Origin of the sequence: Cytobacillus gottheilii, from assembly GCF_018582665.1 — a bacterium.
Classification (GTDB): Bacteria; Bacillota; Bacilli; order Bacillales; family Cytobacillaceae; genus Cytobacillus; species Cytobacillus gottheilii.
On record NZ_CP071709.1, the window covers coordinates 680,170 to 699,766 of the forward strand.

Genomic DNA, 19,597 nt, shown 5'->3' on the forward strand with positions numbered 1-19,597 from the left:
TATTTCGCCATTCTAAGCCCCTTGCTGGTGAAGAATGTGAACGGGTGAAGTGGTGTACCCATCCGCTTAGGTGATAGGAGTGAAAGTATGGCTCAAAATATTCTAGAAATGAACTCAATTTCAAAAAGCTTTACCGGTGTCAAAGCTTTAAGCAATGTTAGCTTTAAGGTAGAAAAAGGAGAAATTCATTGTTTAATAGGTGAAAATGGCGCTGGAAAATCAACATTAATGAAGGTGCTCAGCGGTGTGTATCCTTATGGAACATATGAAGGCGATATCGTTTTTGAAGGAAAAGTACAGCAGTTTCATAAAATAAGCGATAGCGTAAAAGAGGGAATTGCCATTATCTATCAAGAGCTGGCCTTGTTCCCGGATTTAACTGTCTATGAAAATATTTTTGCCGGTAATGAAGTGAAAAATGGCGGTGTAATTGACTGGAATCAGACAATTGTCGAAGCAAAGAAGATGCTGAAAAAGGTGAATCTGCAGGTGAATCCAGAAACGCTTGTGAAAGATTTAGGCGTTGGGAAACAGCAGCTTGTAGAAATCGCTAAGGCACTGACGAAAGATGTTAAGCTGCTAATTTTAGATGAACCAACAGCTGCTCTTAATGAAGATGACAGTGAAAACCTCCTAAATCTCTTATCAGAGTTAAAGGACCAGGGAATTACAAGCATTATGATTTCTCATAAACTCAAAGAAGTTATCTCAATTGCAGATAAAGCAACGGTGCTGAGAGACGGGGAAACAGTCTGCACACTTGATGCAATGAAAGGTGAAATCTCTGAAAGCGTCATTATCAAGAATATGGTGGGACGTGAGATCGATGATATATATCCAAAGAGACCAAAAAAGTCTACAGGAGAGAAAATCCTTGAATTGCATGATTGGTCTGCTTATGATCCGCAATTAGGACGAAATGTCGTTAAAAATGTAAATCTTCATGTGAAACGTGGGGAGATTATCGGAATCGCCGGCCTGATGGGATCAGGACGAACGGAGCTGGCGCTTAGTGTGTTTGGAAATGCCAAGTCGTATAAGCTTCAAGGGGACTTGATGGTCAATGGAGAGTTAAAAGAATTTAAGCATACAAGTGATGCGATTCAAGCTGGATTAGCATATGTGACAGAGGACCGAAAGGGAGACGGACTTTTCCTGCTTCAGGATATTAAAAATAATATTTCTGCAGCGAATCTTCATCATATCGCTTCGGGCGGAGTGATTAATGATAACGAGGAAATCAAAGTGGCTGAGAGCTATAAAAAGTCACTATATATAAAAGCTTCTTCTATTGAACAGAATGTCGGAAAGTTAAGCGGAGGAAACCAGCAAAAGGTTTCACTTGCAAAATGGCTGTTTGTAGGGCCGAAACTGCTGATCTTAGATGAACCAACAAGAGGAATTGATGTTGGAGCAAAGTTTGAGATCTATTCAGTCATGAATGAACTGATTGCAAACGGCCTAAGTATTATTATGATTTCTTCAGAGCTTGGTGAGGTTCTGGGAATGAGTGATCGGGTGTATGTAATGGCACAGGGCGAGATCAAAGGTGAGCTTTCAATTGAAGAGGCTGATCAAGAAAAAATTATGGAACTCGCAACGCAATAGGAGGTTAAGCAGATGAACTTTTTTAACGAAGCAAAAACGCTCGTTAGTGAAAATATTCGTGATTATGGCATGTATATTGCTTTATTCGTCATTATTTTGACGTTTTCAATTATGACGGATGGCCTGTTCATGTCTTCACGAAACATTAGTAATCTATTAGATTCAGCAGGTTATATTGCCGTGCTTGCTGTCGGGATGACACTTGTGATTGTCATCCGGCATATTGATCTTTCAGTTGGATATGCAGCTGGATTTCTCGGTGCCATTGCCGCAATTTTATTAACACAGGCCGGTGTGTCCGTATTTTTGACCATTCCAATCATTCTAGTTCTTGGGGTAATGGTGGGACTGTTAAATGGGGTTCTTGTTGCCAAAATTGGGATTCCTTCTTTTGTAGCCACATTGGCAGGGATGCTCATTTTCCGCGGAGCGTTGTTGCAGGTAACTGAAAAAACTGGAACCATTATTATTCAGGATGATACGTTTAATGCAATTGGAAATGGCTATATCCCATCTCTGCTCCAAGTCAGCGGGCTGCATCTGCTCTCTATTTTAGTCGGGATTGCCGGTATTTTATTCTATATTTATAGTGAGTTTTCCAACAGAAAAAATAAAATTAAGTATGAATTTGAAGTTGTTTCAAAAGGGATCTTTGCCTTAAAATTAGTCTTTGTTTCGGCGATTATCGCCTATATTACGTGGATTTTAGCAGGATATAATGGTTTTTCATGGACAGTGATCATTATGCTGCTTGTCGTAATCCTTTATCACTTTCTTACAACGAAGACAGTGCTCGGACGTCATATTTATGCGGTAGGAAGCAATCCAGAAGCAGCCCATCTGAGCGGTATGAATGTCAAAAAGATTACTTATATTGTATTTGGTTCGATGGGGATGCTGGCAGCTCTTTCAGGTATTTTGTTTACGGCACGGCTGCAGTCTGCGACGACAACGGCAGGAACTTTATTTGAACTGGATGCAATTGCTGCTGCATATGTAGGCGGGGTTTCTTCTGCTGGCGGTGTTGGAAAGGTAACAGGTGCCATCATTGGTGCAATTGTTATGGCTTCACTGACAAATGGGATGAACTTGCTTGGTGTCGGGATTTCATATCAATATATGATCCGCGGCGGAGTGCTTGCTGGAGCAGTCATTTTTGATGTTATGACAAGGAAAAAAAGATAGATTGCAAGGGGGGCTATAGAAAATAAGTCCCCTTTATTATTTCATCCAGGTAAAAGCTAGACCCCAAATCTGTGAATCCTCGAATTTTGCACCTGTCCGGCCTATTTTATCCAAAAATACTAATATCCAAGTTTTTTATGGTCATGATAAAATGATCTTAGATTCGCATAGGGGGAAGGGGTCATTTCGATTGCGAAAAAAAGCGGCTCTTATTTTGCTGATCAGTGTATTGATTACACTGTGTTTTTTAACAGTAGATTCTGCGAAGAAAATTATTCGCTCAGATTCACAGAAAATCAGCTCGATAAAAGGAGAGGAACAGCGAAGGCTCGTATTAATTACTCAAGATTTAGATACGCCCTTTTGGGATGGAGTTGCCGATGGCGCAGCACGGCAGGCTGATAAGGAGCTTGTTAGCCTCGAGGTTTGGGGCAGTTATAATAATAATGAACAGGAATTTCTGAAAAAAATAGATATTGCTATTCAATCAAAGGTTGATGGTTTAATTCTCCAAGGTTTAGATACGGAGGAGTTTAAAGAAATGACAAAGGTGAAAGCTTCCTTTTACGGCATTCCGGTTATAACGATCGCTAATGATGTGCCAATGACGGAAAGTCTTCGCAAGACTTATGTAGGATCGGATCAATTCAAGGCCGGAAAAATGCTGGCATCAAGTTTAATTCAGGATATGGGACAGTCTGGCAGTGTCGTCCTGCTGTATGATAGCCATTCTGAATTTTATCAGGAGGAAAGGCTGCGCGGTATACAGGATGAATTTAGCCAATATCCGGATATTAAGCTTGTTTTAACGGAAACAGCACATACACGAGAACCCGTTATTGCTGCTACACAGGGTGTATTAAACACGTATCCTGATGCAAAAGCATTTATTGCATTAAATGGGAAGATGGCAGGACCGATGATTCAAGAAATTAGTAAACGTTTTCAGATAAAACCAATGTTTCTTTACACCTTTGATGATGGTCCAGAACTTCAGCCGCTGCTTGAAGAGGAGAAACTAGATGGCATCGTGAAACAAGATCCGGAAATGATGGGGGAAATTGGTGTCCAAAGACTGCTTGAGTGGTTAGATGGGGAAACTGTTCCACTGAATATCAATGGGTACTATACCGATATTCACATTGTGAAAGCAGGAAAAGTGCAATGAGCAGTATTCAGAGAAACATATTAATGTTAACAACGATTGTTATGGTTTTTATGTCGACAATTTGGATAACGCTTACATACTACAATTATAAAACGCATAATCAATATAATGATATCCTGCAGCGATATTTAATCATGAATGAAATGACGAATGCTACCCAGCAAGTGATCACAGACTTGAACAACTATCTGCTCGATCCTACGGAGGTCAAGCTTGCTCAATTGAATGGCAGCATGGCACATATAGAAGAAACGAAAGATGAAGTATCCACTTTAAGCAATGCAGAAAATCAATTTACGTTAACCAATTATATGCATATGATTGATAGTTTTACAGAGACCACTGATCGGCTGCTTCTGTTTTTCGGAGAAAGAGACAATGAAGCATACACGAAGGAATTTTCAGAGGCGACAAGGATTTCAACTTATATCTCAGAAATGACGTTAACATTACTAGATCAAGAGCTTAAAACGTATGATCGGTTTTACCGCGGCATTATTGCACAATCGGAGGAAGTGCTGAAACTGGGATTATGGATTTTGCTCCTGATTACACTTTTGCTGCTTGTGGCGACCTATTGGTTTTCGTTAAGCATTACAAAACCAGTATTGCAGCTGACGAAAGCAGCAAATGAGCTATCTAAGGGAAGGTTCGATTTGCCGATTGAAATAAAAACAAAGGGAGAAATTGCTTTTTTAGCGAAAACCTTTGATCGGATGCGAATCAATATTAATGGGTTCATTTCCGAAATGAAACATAAAGCTCAGCTTGAACGGGAGCTGCAGCAAAGTAAGATTCTTCTGCAGGAAAGTCAATTTAGAGGCTTGCAGAGTCAAATTAATCCGCATTTTTTATTCAATACACTAAATACCCTTTCGAAAAAAGCGTATCTCGAAGGTTCAGAGGAGACAAGTAATCTTCTCGTAAGTGTGGCAGGGATTCTTCGCTATAACTTAAAACAGCTGGACCGCTCTGTTTCATTGCAAGAAGAAGTACTGGTACTGCAGCAGTATATGGATATTCAAAAGGCGCGCTTTACAGATCGTCTTCAGCTGCATATCGACGTTGATTCTGCATGTCTGAATGTGCCAATTCCAGCATTAACGCTGCAGCCAATTATTGAGAATGCTGTGATCCATGCCGTTGAACCGAATATTGAAGGCGGGGTTATCTATTTCCGCATAAAAGAGGAAGGTGGCTTCGTCCTCGTAGAAATAGAGGATAACGGAAATGGGATGCCAGAAGAAAAAATTCAGCAAATTCTTGAAGAGCGGCCAGTCCAGACAGAAGGTCATTCAACTGGAATTGGATTTCCGAATGTTGTAAAAAGACTGCGGCTATTTTATGGATGCGAAGATGTCATTGAGATCATAAGTGAGAAAGGAAGCGGGACGAAAGTGGTCTTGAAAATAAATATGCAAGGAGTTGAATGTCATGATGAAACTCCTGTTGGTGGATGATGAGCAAATTGAAAGAGAAGGAATGCAGGCGATACTAGAGAAAAGCTTCTCAACTCTTCTAATTGAACAGGCCAGGAATGGGCAGGAGGCAGCTGAAATGGCCAGAACCTTTCAGCCTGATCTGATCTTAATGGATATAAAAATGCCGGGGATTAACGGACTGGAAGCTGTGAAAATGATTAAAGAGGAATTTCCTGACATTCAGTTTATTATGGTGACAGCTTATGATACCGTTGAATATTTACATCAGGCGATCAAGCTGGGGGTAAAGGATTATTTACTGAAACCAAGCCGTGCCAGTGATATTGTCTCCGTGGTTGGGAAGGTTTTGGAAAAGATTGAAGCAGAGCACCTTTCTTTGGAAAAACGGCGGATTCAGCAGCAAAAAACCCTTGCACTGGCTGAAACAGACATCATTACACAGCTTTTATTTGATCATGTTCACGATGTCCATGTTGATTTGCTTGTAGAGATGCTTGAAATCCCATATACGACGGATATGTATGTGATGCTGCTATTAGTGCCGGCAGGTGAAGAACATATTTATCCTTTGGTAAAGGAAAAAATTCGAAGCAGAAAAACGGGTTGGATCGGGGCCATATATGGAAATCAGCTTCCCATCATAATATGCTGTGATCATGAAAAAACATATCGGTCACAGGCGATGAACCTTGCACGTGAACTAATATCTCTATCAAAAGCTAAAACAGATGGATGGTTTATCGGTATTGGCAGTGTATGTAAGAGTCTGAAAGAAATCCGACAGTCATATCAGCATGCATTAATCGCATCAATGGATACATCTCTTCCTGTGAAATATCGATTTTATGAGGATGTGCCTAAGATAGGAAATAAGAGTGATGGAAAGCCGCGGATTCATCAGCGCAAAGAATTTTCAGATCAAATAAGATTCGGTGAGTGGGAATATATCAAACGGTATGTAAATGAGATGATTACTTATTACGAAAAGAAAGGAACCTCCATCCACTACACACAGCAGCGAGTACTCGAAGTGCTTTGGGTGGCTGCCCGTGTGATGAGTGAGCTTGGTATGGAAGTTGAAACACCTGTTTATTCGTATGAGTTGAAAAATGTCAATGAGCTTAAGAGAGCTACGGACCATATGTTTGAAGGAATGAAACAATTATATGTGATCCATTATAATCGGCTTGAAGCAGACACGTTCCACAAACTGAAACAATATATTTTCGAACATTCACATGAAGATATCTCTCTCGAATCTTTAGGGCAGCTCGTTGAATTAAGTCCCATCTATATTAGTAAAATGTTTAAGGAAAAGCTAGGAATAAATTATATTGATTTTTTAACACAATGCCGTATGGAGAAGGCAAAAGCTTTATTAGGAGATTCAAAGAAAAGTATAAAAGAAATCACCTTTGAAACGGGTTATCATGACCCCAACTATTTTAGCAAGGTGTTTAAAAAAATGTGCGGCATCACACCGATGGAATATCGTAAATCAGTGCTCCGAAAATAAGAATGGAGGAAAAATCATTGCGGCAATTATTTCTTCTTATGATCTTGGCGGCAGCAGGCTGTTTAACTTCTTGTGAAAATAATGAAACTGCGAAGGAACAGCAGCCTATTCCCCCAGTAAAAATCCAAACTCCTGCTGCTTCGAAGGATCCTATTGAAATCGGTTTTTCAATGGATACGCTAGAAGAAGAGCGCTGGTATAAGGATAGAGACCTTTTTAAACAGGCTGCGGAGAATTTAGGAGCAAACGTCAGAGTCATGGCTGCAAACGGCAATGACGCACTGCAGGTTTTACAGGCAGAAACGCTTATTGATCAAGGAGTTGATCTTCTTGTAGTGGTGCCTCACAATGCAGAAGCGACGGCAGCTATTGTTCATAAGGCTCATTTGGCAGGAATTAAAGTAATCTCCTATGACCGGCTGATCCGTAATGCTGATATTGATTTTTATGTCTCTTTTGATAATGAGCAAGTTGGCGAACTGCAGGCTAAAGCAATCAGCTCGATGGTTCCAAAAGGCAAATATGTTTACATTGGAGGAGCAGAAACAGATAATAATGCCCACCTATTTAAAAAAGGCGTATTCAATGTACTGCAGTCTTCTATTGATCGAGGTGATATCACGATTATTTATGATGCATGGACAAAAAACTGGGATCCGGAAAATGCCTACAAACATATGAAACAAGCGTTAGAGGCAAACGCTGGTGAAATTGATGCTGTCATTGCTGCAAATGATGCCACAGCTGGCGGAGCCATACAGGCACTGGAGGAAGCGGGGCTTGCAGGGAAAGTTCCAGTTGCAGGACAAGATGCAGATCTGGCAGCAGCACAGCGTATTGTAGATGGTACGCAAACGATGACCGTGTATAAACCGATTAGAAAACTTGCCGAGGAGGTTGCAAAGCTCGCTGTGAAGTTGGCAGAAGGAGAGGATATAGAGGGACAGGAAACGGTGAATAATGGAAAATCACATGTCCCTTACTTACTGTTGCCTCCAATCGCCGTTGATGCTAACAACCTCGATGAAACTATTATTTTTGATGGATTTCATACTCAGGAAGATGTATATAGTAGATAATAATTGAATGAAATTAAAAATAAAACTGAAAAATTTGATAACATATTGAAAGATTGGAGAAATAAGTATAAAATTAAACATGAGGTTGGAGTTTAAAGCTTTACCTTACTACTATTAATAATGAAAATTTTTATATAATATAAGGAAAGATCCTCCAGAGATATGCTGGGTTTTAAGCCAAAATAAGTGTAGAGTAGCTACGCTTATTTTGGCTTTTTCTATTTTTTAGGATATAGATTCTAGAAAGGAGGTAGTTCTATGGCCATATGCGAAAAAGAATGGGGAAATCTCCATCTAGAGAGGTATATATATAGGATGAATGATTTTTCGATCCTATCTGACACAGCAGATTCTTTTTTAATTCTTAAAAAGAATGGGCAATTGGCCTATATAAGTGAAGCGTGTCAGCACTTTATTGGTTATTCATTCGATGAAATCGAAGATATGAGGATCTCTGATATTTTTCAGCCATCATCTTTAAACAAGGAAAATTCTTATTTTAAAGAGCTAAGTCGAGATTCACTTTGTCACTCTGACATACATATTAGAGCAAAATCAGGAGAATTGATTCATGTTCAGCTCACCGCCTTTCCAATCATCCTGCATAAAGCAATAATAGGCAGCTATGCTGTTATAAGAGAGATGACACATCATAAAGAGCAAAAATTCATGTCGGAAAAACAAGCTGTGGCAGGCCAGCTGGCGGCAGGAATTGCACATGAAATTCGAAATCCAATGACAGCCATAAAAGGATTTCTGCAGTTAATGATGAGAGATTATAAAGGGAAAAAGGCGAGCTACTTTGAGATTATTAAATCGGAAATTGAGAGGATCGAATTAATTTTAAGAGAACTAATGGTCCTGGCCAAGCCAAATAAGATTTCCTATAAAAATGTAAATTTGGATTCGCTGCTTGAGCAAATTCTCACATTAATGCGATCGCAGGCACTTCTAAATGACATAGAGATTGAAGCTGCATATTGCTTTAAGGATACTTCTATATTTGGAGATGAAAATCAGTTAAAGCAGGTTTTTATAAATTATATAAAAAATGCAATCGAGGCTATGACAGATGGCGGTAAAATACTAATTGAAGGAGAGTTTCTCTCAGAAAATCAAGTCATTATCCGCATAGTTGACCAAGGACCGGGAATTCCTGCTGAAATATTAGAACGGATTAGCGAGCCGTTTTTTACAACAAAAGAGCAAGGAACTGGTCTGGGCATGCCGGTCAGTTATCAGATTATTAAAGAGCATAAGGGAGATATGTTAATCAGCAGCAGCTCAACAGGGACATCTGTTGAAGTGGTCTTACCACGTGAATCGTAATGTTTGCAGTAGCACTTTTATAATGATAGAATAATAAAGTCTAATGTCTTGCTGTCATTAGGTTTGGAGTAACGCATTCTATGAGCAAATACATATCTATTCATATTTCTTTATGGTAAATGGAAGAAACTGTAATTAGTCGTCTTATCCGTGGCCTAACTTCTTATTGGAGTTAGGCCTTTTTTGTCTTCAAAATGATGAGCAGTCATATTTTATGCTTATTCCTCTGCTTCCACCATTTTTTATGAAATAGACACTTTTATGGTTTGTAAAGATAGATAGTTGGGGAAAAAGACATATATATTTTATTGGGAAGATTGTCCAGTTCGACTAATTCAAAAGCAGTTAAAATTGGTGCCTTTTATTCACCAGCTATATATGAGAATGACCATCACATATTGAAAGAGAATAGTATCTGCAAGATGTTGGCTGAAATGTAGTACAGCATAGAAGGAAAAGAGAACGATAGCGAACCATTGTTATTATGATCCTTATCGAAACAGCATCTATTTTTAGAGGTAGTCATCTGGGTTGCTGCCGGTCAGGTTGCATCACATTGTGGTAAGAAAATAGGGCAGCTTAGACAACTTTTAGGGCTTTCGATGGGACTAGCTTCAGCAGCGGCTAGCCCTTTAAGGTTAAAAGATACACTCCCCATAAGGTTAAAGCAACCTTTATTTCAGTCTATCTTTTGCTTTTTCGGGCTGAGTGACCAGCTTCCACATTCAGGGAAAGGAGAGGTTATTATTAAGGCTACTCAAGATCATATGCTTCATCTGAGCAGTACGCTTAGCAAGTTGCTGAAACGGAGATTCGGTAAAGGTCCTGAAACTTGCTATGTTAATGGAGATGAAGAAAAAATATATATTTTTATGCGAAACTTTATTACCCCGGCGGAAGAAGTTTTACTGGGGAATAAACAATGGGAAATTGCTATTCATTTTCGTACTGCGATCATTGAAGCTGTTATTAAAGAATTTTCTTTTGAAATTAGCAAAACATTAGATCAGTCATATACAAACTTTTATCATGACTGGAATTATGAGAAAAACACTGGAATGATCCTGCTCGTTAACGGAAAAGCTAATGTTGAAGAAAGATTGCCGTTAGGAACCAAAAATGGAATTCTCGCTATGATTGATAAAATTGGATCGCATTTTCATAAGAGACCGGAAAACTTAACGATCCTTAAATATGCGCCCAGTATTTGTATAATCGAAGCAGATGGAATTATGGCTCCACTTGAAAACCTTGTCTATCAAATGGGGAATATGAACCTCCTTAATCGATATTCAGAGAGTGCCAAGAAAGGATATTTTGAGCATAAGCTGTCTTTAGAAGATGTCTTTAACCGTATAATCGAAGATATTTTCATCATGTGGGATTACCAAAATGATAAAAGTTTCCTTGTCTTTACATTTCGAAAAGAGATGTGAATTTACCGTTACGGGATATCTCCCTTTCTTCTTCTAAATTTCATACATAATAAAGGTCTGAATAACAAACATAATTTAATAGGCGTGGAGGAAGGGGAGTTCCAATCGCATGGATCATATGAAAGCGGAGTACATAAGCAGCTATATAAGCAAATTGTTAAGGAAAAACTTTGGCAGAGGGCCACAATCATGTCGGACCACAGTCGGAGAAAAACATTTAGTAACCTACATTACAGGATTTATTAATCCCATGGAAGAGATCCTAATCCAGCAAGGTCAAGGAAAATATGTGGACGATGCCAGAACCTCTATTATTAATCATTTATTGGACGAAATTAAAGGACTGGTGAAGGTAACGCTAAATGTTGAGGTGGAAGAATGCTATCATGATTGGAACTTTCCAAACAACTCTGGCGTTCTTATCTTTGTACTTGAGGAACGTAAAGAAGAAAACTTTCAAACCGATTTAGACATTAAAAGTCTTGAGAATGAGGTTGGAAGGATAAGTGAAATTGTGCAAAAGGTGCCTGACCAAATCAACACATATCCGCTTTCGAAAAGTATTTATGTAATAGAAAGAAATGGAATTTTGATTCCGATTGAAAAAGCACTCATCTCACAAGGATTTCAAAAAGAGCTTAAATATACAAAGGATGAACTTGAAAAAAGTTACTTCCATCGAAGCGGTAAATTTGAATCTATTTTTAATTCCCATGTAAAGGATATTTTGATTGATTGGAATTTTAAAGAAGACAAGTCGTTAATGGTGTTTGTACTGGCGTCAAATAATTAAAAGTGCAAATTTATTGGGTTCCAGCTTTATAGCTGGAACCATTTTTCATTATGGAATTACGGTGAGAAAAAGCTTTGCAGCAAGCAGTCTCAGGCATATTTTTCGGCAGCCCGCTCTTTTATTACATCTGAATAATGATCAAGAAGTGTATTGAAAATGGTGTCCCATTTTTGGGTGAGGGCATAATTCCTGGCATTTGTGCCCATTTGATAGCGATATTTATCATCATAGAGTAAGGAAATGATGGAATCTGTAAATTCTACAGCAGAACCTGGTGTACATAGAGTGCCTGTGGAGCCGTGTTTGATAATATTTTTCACACCGCCTGCGTTTGCAGCAATAACAGGAGTACCGCTTGCCAGCGATTCGAGTACTACGTTTCCGAAGGTTTCTGTAGTAGAAGGAAAAACGAATAAATCGCCTGCTGTATAAATATTTGCAAGCTCTTTTCCTTTCAAAAAACCTGTAAATGTCATATTAGAAGGTGCAGCTTTTTCCATTTCACTTCTCGATGGTCCATCCCCTACAATAAGCCAATGACTATTCTCTTTTAAATGAGGCGGCAGGTCATCTGCAATCTCGAGCAGGGTGTCGACGTTTTTTTCTGGTGCCAATCTGCCGACGTAAACGAGCAGGTACTTGCTGCGGATATTATATTTTTGCCGAACAGCATATTTATCATAATAAGGATGATACAGTTCGCAATCTACACCTCTTGACCAGATTTCCAAATTGTGAAATCCCTGTACAGTTAATTGTTCTTCTGTATCAAGCGAAGGCACAAATAATTTACGAAAAGGGCGATGAAACCAGTTCATATATTTCCAAACCATTTTAGAAAAGAATTGCAGGTCATAATACTCTAAATAATGATCAAAATTCGTATGATAAGAGCCTACTAGTGGAATATTTAACTTCTTTGCAAAAAAGACTCCACACAAACCCAGATTAAAGGGTGTAGCCACATGAATAAGGTCTGGCTGGAATTCAGTCAATTCTCTTTTCATATTAAATAGATTAGGAAGCGCAAGTCTGCATTCGGGATATAAAAAAAAGGAGAGACTTTTAAATCGATGGATATTGGCTGAAATATATTCATCCGTATTTTCCCCATCCGGTGCAAATACCTTCACTTCAATGTTTTGTGAGGATAGATAATCAGTGAAACGTTTTAACGTACGGGCAACACCATTGATATCAGGGTAAAAGGTATCTGTAAAAAAAGCAATTTTCACCTGAATCTCCCTCTCTTCTTAAGAATGAAAAGCAAAAAAGCAAGCTATACCAGTGATCGTGCCAAGCAGCGAACCTGCAAGGACATCTGTAGGGTAATGCAGACCTAAATAGATTCTCGAGATTCCAACTATACAAGCCAACGGAATTAGAATAATACCGATATACGGAATTAAGAGAGTAAAAGGAATAATGATAGCAAAAATAGCTGTCGTATGACCAGATGGAAAAGAGTGATCCTTCAATGGATTATCGGGACTGAATGAATCGGCCAGCGTCAGATATGGTCTTTTGCGCGGATAAAATCTTTTGGCAATATGCACCGGCAAATGGCTGATCAGCAAGGATAATGCACTTGAAAAAGCGGCTATTCTTAAAGGTGCAGCAAGCATGAGCAAGAGTGTAATAGCGATTGTGAAACGTGCTCCGCCTAGGTGTGTAATGATGCGGAAAAATGGGTTTAATATTTTGTTTTCAAAATGGCGGTTTACCGTCTGAAAAACTCTGCAATCTATTCCATATAAAGCATGTAAAATTTTCATATCTATAAGTCCTTTCTGGATATCTTTACACCTTTGCTATGGCAGATTGTGCATATGGCGATCTACCGACTGAAATATAAGTGATTGAATGACGTTCTATATCACTGAGAGAGTAACAGTTGCGCCCATCAATGATTAGAGGTGTTTTCATTAATTCCTCATATTGAACAAGCGGAAATTGGATAATTTGATCCCATTCTGTGGCAATAATGGCGAGATCGGCATCTTTTAAGGCTTCATTTATGTTTTCGGTATACTGAATTTCATTTCCGAATATGCTTTGTATATTTAAGACAGCTGCAGGGTCATATGCAATCACATCAGCATTTTCCTCAATTAGCATTTTTAAGATTGTTAGAGAAGGTGCTTCCCTAATATCATCGGTATTCGGCTTGAACGCCAGCCCCAGCAGTGCAATTCTTTTGCCTGCGAGTTCGCCGGCTGCTTCTTTGGCTTTTGCGACAGCTAATGTATGCTGGCGATTGTTGACGCCGATGACTGCTTCAAGTAATTCAAATGGATGATCAACATGACCAGCGAGCTGGACAAGTGCTTTTGTGTCTTTTGGAAAGCAGGATCCTCCATAGCCAATACCAGCTTTTAAAAACGATGAACCAATTCGTTTATCCTTGCCGATTCCATCTGCGACCTGACTGATATCAGCTCCAACCTTTTCACAAATAGCAGCAATTTCATTAATGAAGCTGATTTTGGTTGCCAGAAAAGCATTTGATGCATATTTAATCATTTCTGCACTGCGGGTATCTGTCACCATGATTTCCGTGTTAAGCGGAGCATAAAGCTCCTGCAGGACTGCAGCTGCTTTCTCGTCCTCTGTTCCGATAACGATTCGGTCTCCAAGGAAAAAGTCATTAATAGCAGATCCTTCACGCAGAAATTCAGGATTAGAAACGATGCTGACATTCAAATGAGTTGGTGTCATATCTTTAATCATTTCGGCTATTTTTTCATTTGTACCAACGGGAACAGTGCTTTTTGTACAGATGATGACATCTTTTTCAATATGTGAAGCAATCGCATAAACTGCTTCCTGAAGATATTCTAAATTTGCTGTGCCATCGGGATTTTCCGGAGTTCCAACTGCAATAAAAATGAGGTCTGTTTGTGCATAGGCAATCCTTGGATCAATGGTGAAAAAGAGTCTGCGTTCTTTTAGATTGTTCTCCAGCAGCTGCTGTAATCCGGGTTCGTAAATAACAGAGCGGCCGTTCTTCAGCTGAGCGATTCTTTTGTCATCAATATCAATATTCGTGACAGCATGGCCCATTTCACACAAACAAATACTCGTTATTAATCCGACATAACCTGTTCCTACCACAGTAATCCTCAACCTCATCCCTCCAGCCATTAAGTTCTACTATTATTGTATTAGACCACTTTGAAAAATTTCTTGAGGAAGTGTAAAGATCATGTAAAAAATATGTATGATCCATCACAGAGCTTGTCTCACCTAGTTTTGCTGCTGAATAAAAGGGGTGAATCCGCGAATCATTACACTATCAAAATGCAGCAGCATATAATTTTAAGGCGAGTAATTCTCGACAAAATTCGAGGAATTCCGGGGCGTCACAGTGACAGCCAAAAAATTCTATTGACATGTCCCCCTCAATTCTTATACATTACATAAGTATGTTTGATGAGATTGTTATTTATTGAACATGTATATGTGTGAATATATAGGAGGATTTTATGGGGATTCAGAATCAAACAGAAGTAAAGATTACAACAGCAGATCCGTCAGCATTAGGTCTGTTCGGTTTAGCGATGGTCACTTTTGTAGCCTCATCGCAGAAGCTTGAGTTAACAGAGGGGCTTTCTCTCATTTTGCCATGGGCATTTTTTCTTGGCGGATTAGCACAGTTATTTGCGGCAGTGCTAGATGCAAAGCATAATAATATTTTTGGAATGACAGCGTTTGGCGCATTTGGTTTGTTCTGGTTTGGTGTTGGAATGACCTGGCTGATTCAGCTTGGAGCTTTCGGTGAACAATTAGCTGCAGCAGCAGATCCGCATCAGCTTGGCATGGCATTTGTTGGTTATCTGATTTTTAGCCTGTTCATGACTGTCGGTGCAATGGAAACACATAAAGTATTATTCTTTATTTTTGTTCTTATAGATTTTTTATTTATTGGTCTATCATTAAGCAGCTTCGGAATCATGGAAGAAGCTACACATATGCTGGCAGCACTAGCTGAAATGGGAATTGCCTTATTATCGTTTTACGGTTCAGCAGCTGTGGTCTTAAACACGCATTTTGGCAGAGTTGTTTTGCCGGTAGGAAAAGCATTTGGGATATTCAAAAAATAATAAGCACAGCAAAGCAAGAGCGTTGTTAAATCAATGACTCTTGCTTTTTTTATTTATTCCTACATAGTGACATCAATCGACAAAACCCGGGGCGTCACAGTGACACAACAATAAAAAAGGGTATTCTTATTTATCCCAACATTCTGTAAAATAATATAAAAAAGAGGGCTGGAGAGGTTTTTATGCTGAAGGGTGATCCGGAATTAGATTTTACGGAAGGTGTTAGCTGTAATGAAGTGCTTGATTTGTTTCTTGCGAGCAGCGCAGATGGAATAGCGATCTTTGATATGCAGGATTGTTTTAGAAGGATTAATCCGACGTTTACATGTATTTTTGGATATACAGAAGAGGAAGTGCTTGGAAGAAATATTGCAGAAATGCCGAACCCTGTATCCGTTATTGATATCATTAGAGAAGTAAAAACAGGGAAGGTTTACAGCAATTTAAACACGATCCGTTATCATAAAGATGGCAGGCTATTGGATATTGCTGTCTCTTATTCACCTTTTCGCGATTCAAATGGAAAAGTAATGGGGATTATCGCGGTTTTACGGGATATCACGGAACTAAAAGAAATGGAAAGAGAATTAATCCAGATCAAAAAGCTGTACAACTTAATTACTGAAAATACTACCGATATGATTAAAATCTATACAAAGGATTATGAAGTATTGTATGCGTCCCCTTCACACCATACTGAGCTGGGCGTTTCTCCTGAAACACTGAAAGGGCAGAAGCTGGAAACGCTAATTCAGCCAATAAATGATGAACCGGTAGATGAACTGCTGCAGAGAATCGCGAAGAATGGAAAATCTGAAATCATCCAAGCAAAAACCAGAACCAAGCAAAATGAATTTATGCATATCGAATCAAATATCTCACCTATATATAACGAAGCGAATGAGATAGACCTCTTTTTAAAAATCAGCAGAAATATAGATGACCGCATTAAAAATGATGAAGTACTGCGGAATTTGGACCGCTTATCAATTATAGGACAGATGGCCGCAAGTGTTGCACATGAAATAAAAAACCCGCTTACAGCTCTTAAAGGGTTCTCGAAACTGCTTCAATATAGTGACGAAAAGGAACGGCAAGCAGAATATTTAACAATCATTATGGATGAATTAAAAAATATTGATAAAAGTGTAAACGAATTCTTAGCCTTAGCAAAACCCCAGGCCGTAGAATTAAAAAGCAGCAGTCTATTCTCCATTATCAATAGTTCGATAAAAATGCTTCGTTCTGATACTTACATACATAATGTGAAAATCATTCACTCTATCAAGGAAGACCAATACTTTCTTAAGTGCAATCCAGATCAATTGCAGCAGGCTTTTATGAATTTCTTTAAGAACGCCATAGAAGCCATGTCGGAAGGAGGTCTTATCCATTGCTGTATCAGTGAGGCAGAGGAAGACATGGTTGAAGTTCAGATTTCTGATTCGGGTATGGGAATTGAGCCGGAAATCCTGCATTATTTGGGCACTCCTTTTTATACGACAAAAGATAAGGGTATAGGTCTTGGTCTTACTGTCAGCAATAAGATTATTCAAGAACATAATGGAACCATGCAAATTGACAGCACACCAGGTCATGGAACAATCGTTACAGTTCAATTGCCAAAATCTACACAGCAATAAAGGCATGCTCGCAAATTACACCGTGTTTTTTTCCTTTGCTGCAAAAGGTTTTAAATATCAAACGCTATCAAACTAATTAAAATATCTCAGATCAGCACCTGCCATATCTCGATCGGATTCAATGATCTAATAAGAGGGAATTCTTTTTATGAGATAGAATAATCTGCGCAAATTGACAAACGCACAAGCCCTAAGCCTTAAGTCTTAGAATATAATCGGATTGTGGTCTATGGAGACTTGTTGAATTTTCGTGTATCGTAGAAGGTAAGAAAACTGCCTCACATGAAAAATTTGGTGTTTGTCTGTTGAAACCTTCAATGTTCATATTTCGTATATAAATAAAGGGTTAGGATAGGAGCGATCAATGATGAATTCGTTTTTAGCGTTTATATTAAGATCTTTAATTGCAGCTCCAACAGCTGTTTCAGTCTGGCTCGTTGCATTTTTTGCTTTTGATCAAACATTCCCGCTTTCTGGTGTAATAGGGGTCAGTGCCGGCATTATCACATTTTGGCTATCAGGTGCAGTAATGAAATCCAGATTTTTAAAGCGTCATGGTCTTTCCAGAAAGGAATATGCGTATATTGAAAAAAATCTGGATGAAGCAAAAGGAAAGCTGGCAAGGCTTCATAAAGCATTAATGTCGATTCGGCATATGCCGTCCTTAAAAGAACGGGTGCAGTTTATCCGGGTTACTCGAAAAATTTACCGCCTGACGAAAAAAGAACCAAAGCGATTTTATCTTGCTGAACGGTTTTATTTTTCACATCTTGACTCAGCTGTGGAATTAGCGGAGAAGTATGTCTTTTTATCCTCTCAGCCAAAAATGACCATGGAGCTTGAACATTCTTTAAGAGATACAAGAAAAACGTTGCAGGAATTAACTGCTTTTGTGGAGAAGGACTTATATGACGTGATTGCAGAAGATATTGATCAGCTGCACTTTGAAATAGATGTTGCAAAACATTCCATTAAAACATTGCAGGAATCCCGTAAAAATGCAGATGAAAGCAGGCGTATAAAATGAATGAACAAAATTCCCCTCTGTTAAAAAAGACAAACGATGCCAATCTGCTCGATGACTTGCTGGCAAATCCATTTGGAGAAGAAAGTCCCCAAATGCCAGCCTATGAGGACACTGGGGCAAAGAAACAGCCTCGACTCATTGATGTCATTCCAGAGGAAAATAGGGCAAAAGCATACCAGCTTGCCGAACAAATAGATCCGAAAAATCACCAGGCGATGATTTCGTATGGAACACCAGCGCAATCAAAGCTGCTTTCCTTTTCACATACCATGCTTGAACATGTACAGAAAAAGGACGTTGGTGAAATAGGCGAGATTATTGGCGATTTAATGAAAAAGTTTAATGAAGTAAATCCTGATGAGTTAAAGCCGGAAAAAGCAGGCTTCTTTTCAAGGATGTTTGGAAGACTGTCGGGATCTATTCAAGAAGTATTGTCCAAATATCAGAAAACAGGGGCTCAAATTGACCGGATCAGTGTAAAGCTTGATCGCAGCAAAAATCTTTTATTAACAGATATTGTTATGCTGGAAAAGCTTTATGAAAGCAATAAAGAGTATTTTCATGCCTTAAACGTTTATATCGCTGCTGGAGAGTTAAAGCTGGAGGAACTTCATGAGAAAACAATTCCTGCCTTAAAGCAGGAAGCCGAAAAATCTAATGATCAAATGAAGTTCCAAGAAGTAAATGATATGATTCAATTTGCAGATCGTTTAGATAAGCGGTTATATGATTTAAAACTAAGCAGAGAAATAACGATTCAAAGTGCTCCGCAAATCCGCCTTATTCAAAATACGAACCAGGCGCTTGTTGAAAAAATTCAATCGTCCATCATGACAGCTATTCCATTGTGGAAAAATCAAGTGGCGATTGCATTGACACTTATTCGCCAGCGGTCAGCTGTTGAAGCGCAAAAACAAGTTTCGAAAACAACAAATGACTTGCTCTTAAAAAATGCTGAAATGCTGAAAACGAATACGATTGAAACAGCAAAAGAAAATGAGCGTGGCTTAGTAGATATTGAAACGCTTAAGAAAACACAGGAAAATTTAATTTCTACACTAGAAGAGACATTAAGGATTCAAGAGGAAGGCAGAACAAAACGCAGACAAGCCGAGCAGGACCTTGCTAATATGGAAAATGATCTTCGCGTAAAGCTTCTTGAAATCAAAGGTGAATAATAAAAAGAAAAGCCGTTGCCTCGGAATGAGTCAACGGCTTTTTGATGAGATATTTTTCACGTATGAGCGTGAGATTCAGTTTTTTCTGGA

At 38.8% G+C, this 19,597-nt stretch carries 16 protein-coding genes; 13 read left to right on the forward strand and 3 right to left on the reverse strand.

The features are described 5' to 3' along the window. The first annotated feature begins 87 nt into the window (after positions 1–87). From J1899_RS03305 to J1899_RS03345, 9 genes are all read left to right on the forward strand, one after another. Positions 88–1,608 carry a sugar ABC transporter ATP-binding protein gene (locus tag J1899_RS03305; protein ID WP_214477572.1) on the forward strand — a complete coding sequence of 507 codons (1,521 nt, stop codon included), beginning with the start codon at positions 88–90 and terminating at the stop codon, positions 1,606–1,608. Between the two features lie 12 nt (positions 1,609–1,620). After that, on the forward strand, positions 1,621–2,793 hold the full coding sequence (locus J1899_RS03310) for a sugar ABC transporter permease (RefSeq protein ID WP_214477574.1): 1,173 nt from the start codon (positions 1,621–1,623) through the stop codon (positions 2,791–2,793). Positions 2,794–2,983: 190 nt separating this feature from the next. Next, on the forward strand, positions 2,984–3,961 hold the full coding sequence (locus J1899_RS03315) for a sugar ABC transporter substrate-binding protein (protein WP_246586570.1): 978 nt from the start codon (positions 2,984–2,986) through the stop codon (positions 3,959–3,961). Then, positions 3,958–5,421 carry a sensor histidine kinase gene (locus tag J1899_RS03320; protein WP_214477578.1) on the forward strand — a complete coding sequence of 488 codons (1,464 nt, stop codon included), beginning with the start codon at positions 3,958–3,960 and terminating at the stop codon, positions 5,419–5,421. The genes J1899_RS03315 and J1899_RS03320 overlap by 4 nt, the downstream gene beginning before the upstream one ends. Continuing rightward, positions 5,396–6,919, forward strand: coding sequence for a response regulator (locus J1899_RS03325; RefSeq protein WP_214477580.1), 1,524 nt, complete (start codon positions 5,396–5,398; stop codon positions 6,917–6,919). The genes J1899_RS03320 and J1899_RS03325 overlap by 26 nt, the downstream gene beginning before the upstream one ends. Positions 6,920–6,936: 17 nt before the next feature. Then, positions 6,937–7,998, forward strand: a complete 1,062-nt coding sequence (gene xylF / locus J1899_RS03330; protein ID WP_246586571.1) for a D-xylose ABC transporter substrate-binding protein — start codon at positions 6,937–6,939, stop codon at positions 7,996–7,998. Between the two features lie 258 nt (positions 7,999–8,256). Continuing rightward, a complete protein-coding gene (locus J1899_RS03335; RefSeq protein WP_214477584.1) occupies positions 8,257–9,327 on the forward strand; it encodes an ATP-binding protein in 1,071 nt (356 codons plus the stop codon). A gap of 767 nt (positions 9,328–10,094) precedes the next feature. Then, positions 10,095–10,763 (forward strand): DUF2294 domain-containing protein, encoded by a 669-nt coding sequence (locus J1899_RS03340; RefSeq protein ID WP_257298746.1) that lies wholly within the window; start codon positions 10,095–10,097, stop codon positions 10,761–10,763. A 118-nt stretch (positions 10,764–10,881) separates the two neighbouring features. After that, the gene (locus J1899_RS03345) at positions 10,882–11,556 is read left to right on the forward strand and encodes a Na-translocating system protein MpsC family protein (protein WP_246586666.1); all 675 of its coding nucleotides are present in this window, start codon (positions 10,882–10,884) and stop codon (positions 11,554–11,556) included. Between the two features lie 89 nt (positions 11,557–11,645). Here the strand turns inward: J1899_RS03345 and J1899_RS03350 are convergent, their stop codons facing one another. Genes J1899_RS03350 through J1899_RS03360 form a run of 3 tightly spaced genes read right to left on the reverse strand, consistent with a single transcriptional unit; the run spans position 11,646 to position 14,682 of the window. Next, complete coding sequence (locus J1899_RS03350) at positions 11,646–12,791, reverse strand: glycosyltransferase family 4 protein (RefSeq protein WP_214477589.1); 1,146 nt, start codon at positions 12,789–12,791, stop codon at positions 11,646–11,648. Positions 12,792–12,809: 18 nt separating this feature from the next. Next, the gene (locus tag J1899_RS03355; RefSeq protein ID WP_214477591.1) at positions 12,810–13,331 is read right to left on the reverse strand and encodes a phosphatase PAP2 family protein; all 522 of its coding nucleotides are present in this window, start codon (positions 13,329–13,331) and stop codon (positions 12,810–12,812) included. 25 nt (positions 13,332–13,356) lie between these two features. Continuing rightward, positions 13,357–14,682, reverse strand: a complete 1,326-nt coding sequence (locus tag J1899_RS03360) for a UDP-glucose dehydrogenase family protein (RefSeq protein ID WP_214477593.1) — start codon at positions 14,680–14,682, stop codon at positions 13,357–13,359. 365 nt (positions 14,683–15,047) lie between these two features. Here J1899_RS03360 and J1899_RS03365 point away from each other — a divergent pair, with 365 nt between their 5' ends. From J1899_RS03365 to J1899_RS03380, 4 genes are all read left to right on the forward strand, one after another. After that, the gene (locus J1899_RS03365; protein ID WP_066451775.1) at positions 15,048–15,659 is read left to right on the forward strand and encodes an acetate uptake transporter; all 612 of its coding nucleotides are present in this window, start codon (positions 15,048–15,050) and stop codon (positions 15,657–15,659) included. A gap of 182 nt (positions 15,660–15,841) precedes the next feature. Beyond that, positions 15,842–17,302: a PAS domain S-box protein gene (locus J1899_RS03370; RefSeq protein ID WP_214477595.1), complete on the forward strand. Its 1,461-nt coding sequence runs from the start codon at positions 15,842–15,844 to the stop codon at positions 17,300–17,302. Positions 17,303–17,666: 364 nt separating this feature from the next. Further along, a complete protein-coding gene (locus J1899_RS03375; RefSeq protein WP_306806933.1) occupies positions 17,667–18,329 on the forward strand; it encodes a 5-bromo-4-chloroindolyl phosphate hydrolysis family protein in 663 nt (220 codons plus the stop codon). After that, positions 18,326–19,507 carry a toxic anion resistance protein gene (locus J1899_RS03380; RefSeq protein ID WP_066450045.1) on the forward strand — a complete coding sequence of 394 codons (1,182 nt, stop codon included), beginning with the start codon at positions 18,326–18,328 and terminating at the stop codon, positions 19,505–19,507. Before J1899_RS03375 ends, J1899_RS03380 begins: the two co-directional genes overlap by 4 nt. Positions 19,508–19,597 lie beyond the last annotated feature (90 nt).

Coding starts and splice junctions, on each gene's coding strand:
- J1899_RS03375 (WP_306806933.1), top strand. CDS start 17,667: ATGATGAATTCGTTTTTAGCGTTTATATTAAGATCTTTAATTGCAGCT.
- J1899_RS03310 (WP_214477574.1), top strand. CDS start 1,621: ATGAACTTTTTTAACGAAGCAAAAACGCTCGTTAGTGAAAATATTCGT.
- J1899_RS03370 (WP_214477595.1), top strand. CDS start 15,842: ATGCTGAAGGGTGATCCGGAATTAGATTTTACGGAAGGTGTTAGCTGT.
- J1899_RS03325 (WP_214477580.1), top strand. CDS start 5,396: ATGATGAAACTCCTGTTGGTGGATGATGAGCAAATTGAAAGAGAAGGA.
- J1899_RS03305 (WP_214477572.1), top strand. CDS start 88: ATGGCTCAAAATATTCTAGAAATGAACTCAATTTCAAAAAGCTTTACC.
- J1899_RS03335 (WP_214477584.1), top strand. CDS start 8,257: ATGGCCATATGCGAAAAAGAATGGGGAAATCTCCATCTAGAGAGGTAT.
- J1899_RS03355 (WP_214477591.1), bottom strand. CDS start 13,331: ATGAAAATTTTACATGCTTTATATGGAATAGATTGCAGAGTTTTTCAG.
- J1899_RS03380 (WP_066450045.1), top strand. CDS start 18,326: ATGAATGAACAAAATTCCCCTCTGTTAAAAAAGACAAACGATGCCAAT.
- J1899_RS03320 (WP_214477578.1), top strand. CDS start 3,958: ATGAGCAGTATTCAGAGAAACATATTAATGTTAACAACGATTGTTATG.
- J1899_RS03340 (WP_257298746.1), top strand. CDS start 10,095: ATGCTTCATCTGAGCAGTACGCTTAGCAAGTTGCTGAAACGGAGATTC.
- J1899_RS03345 (WP_246586666.1), top strand. CDS start 10,882: ATGAAAGCGGAGTACATAAGCAGCTATATAAGCAAATTGTTAAGGAAA.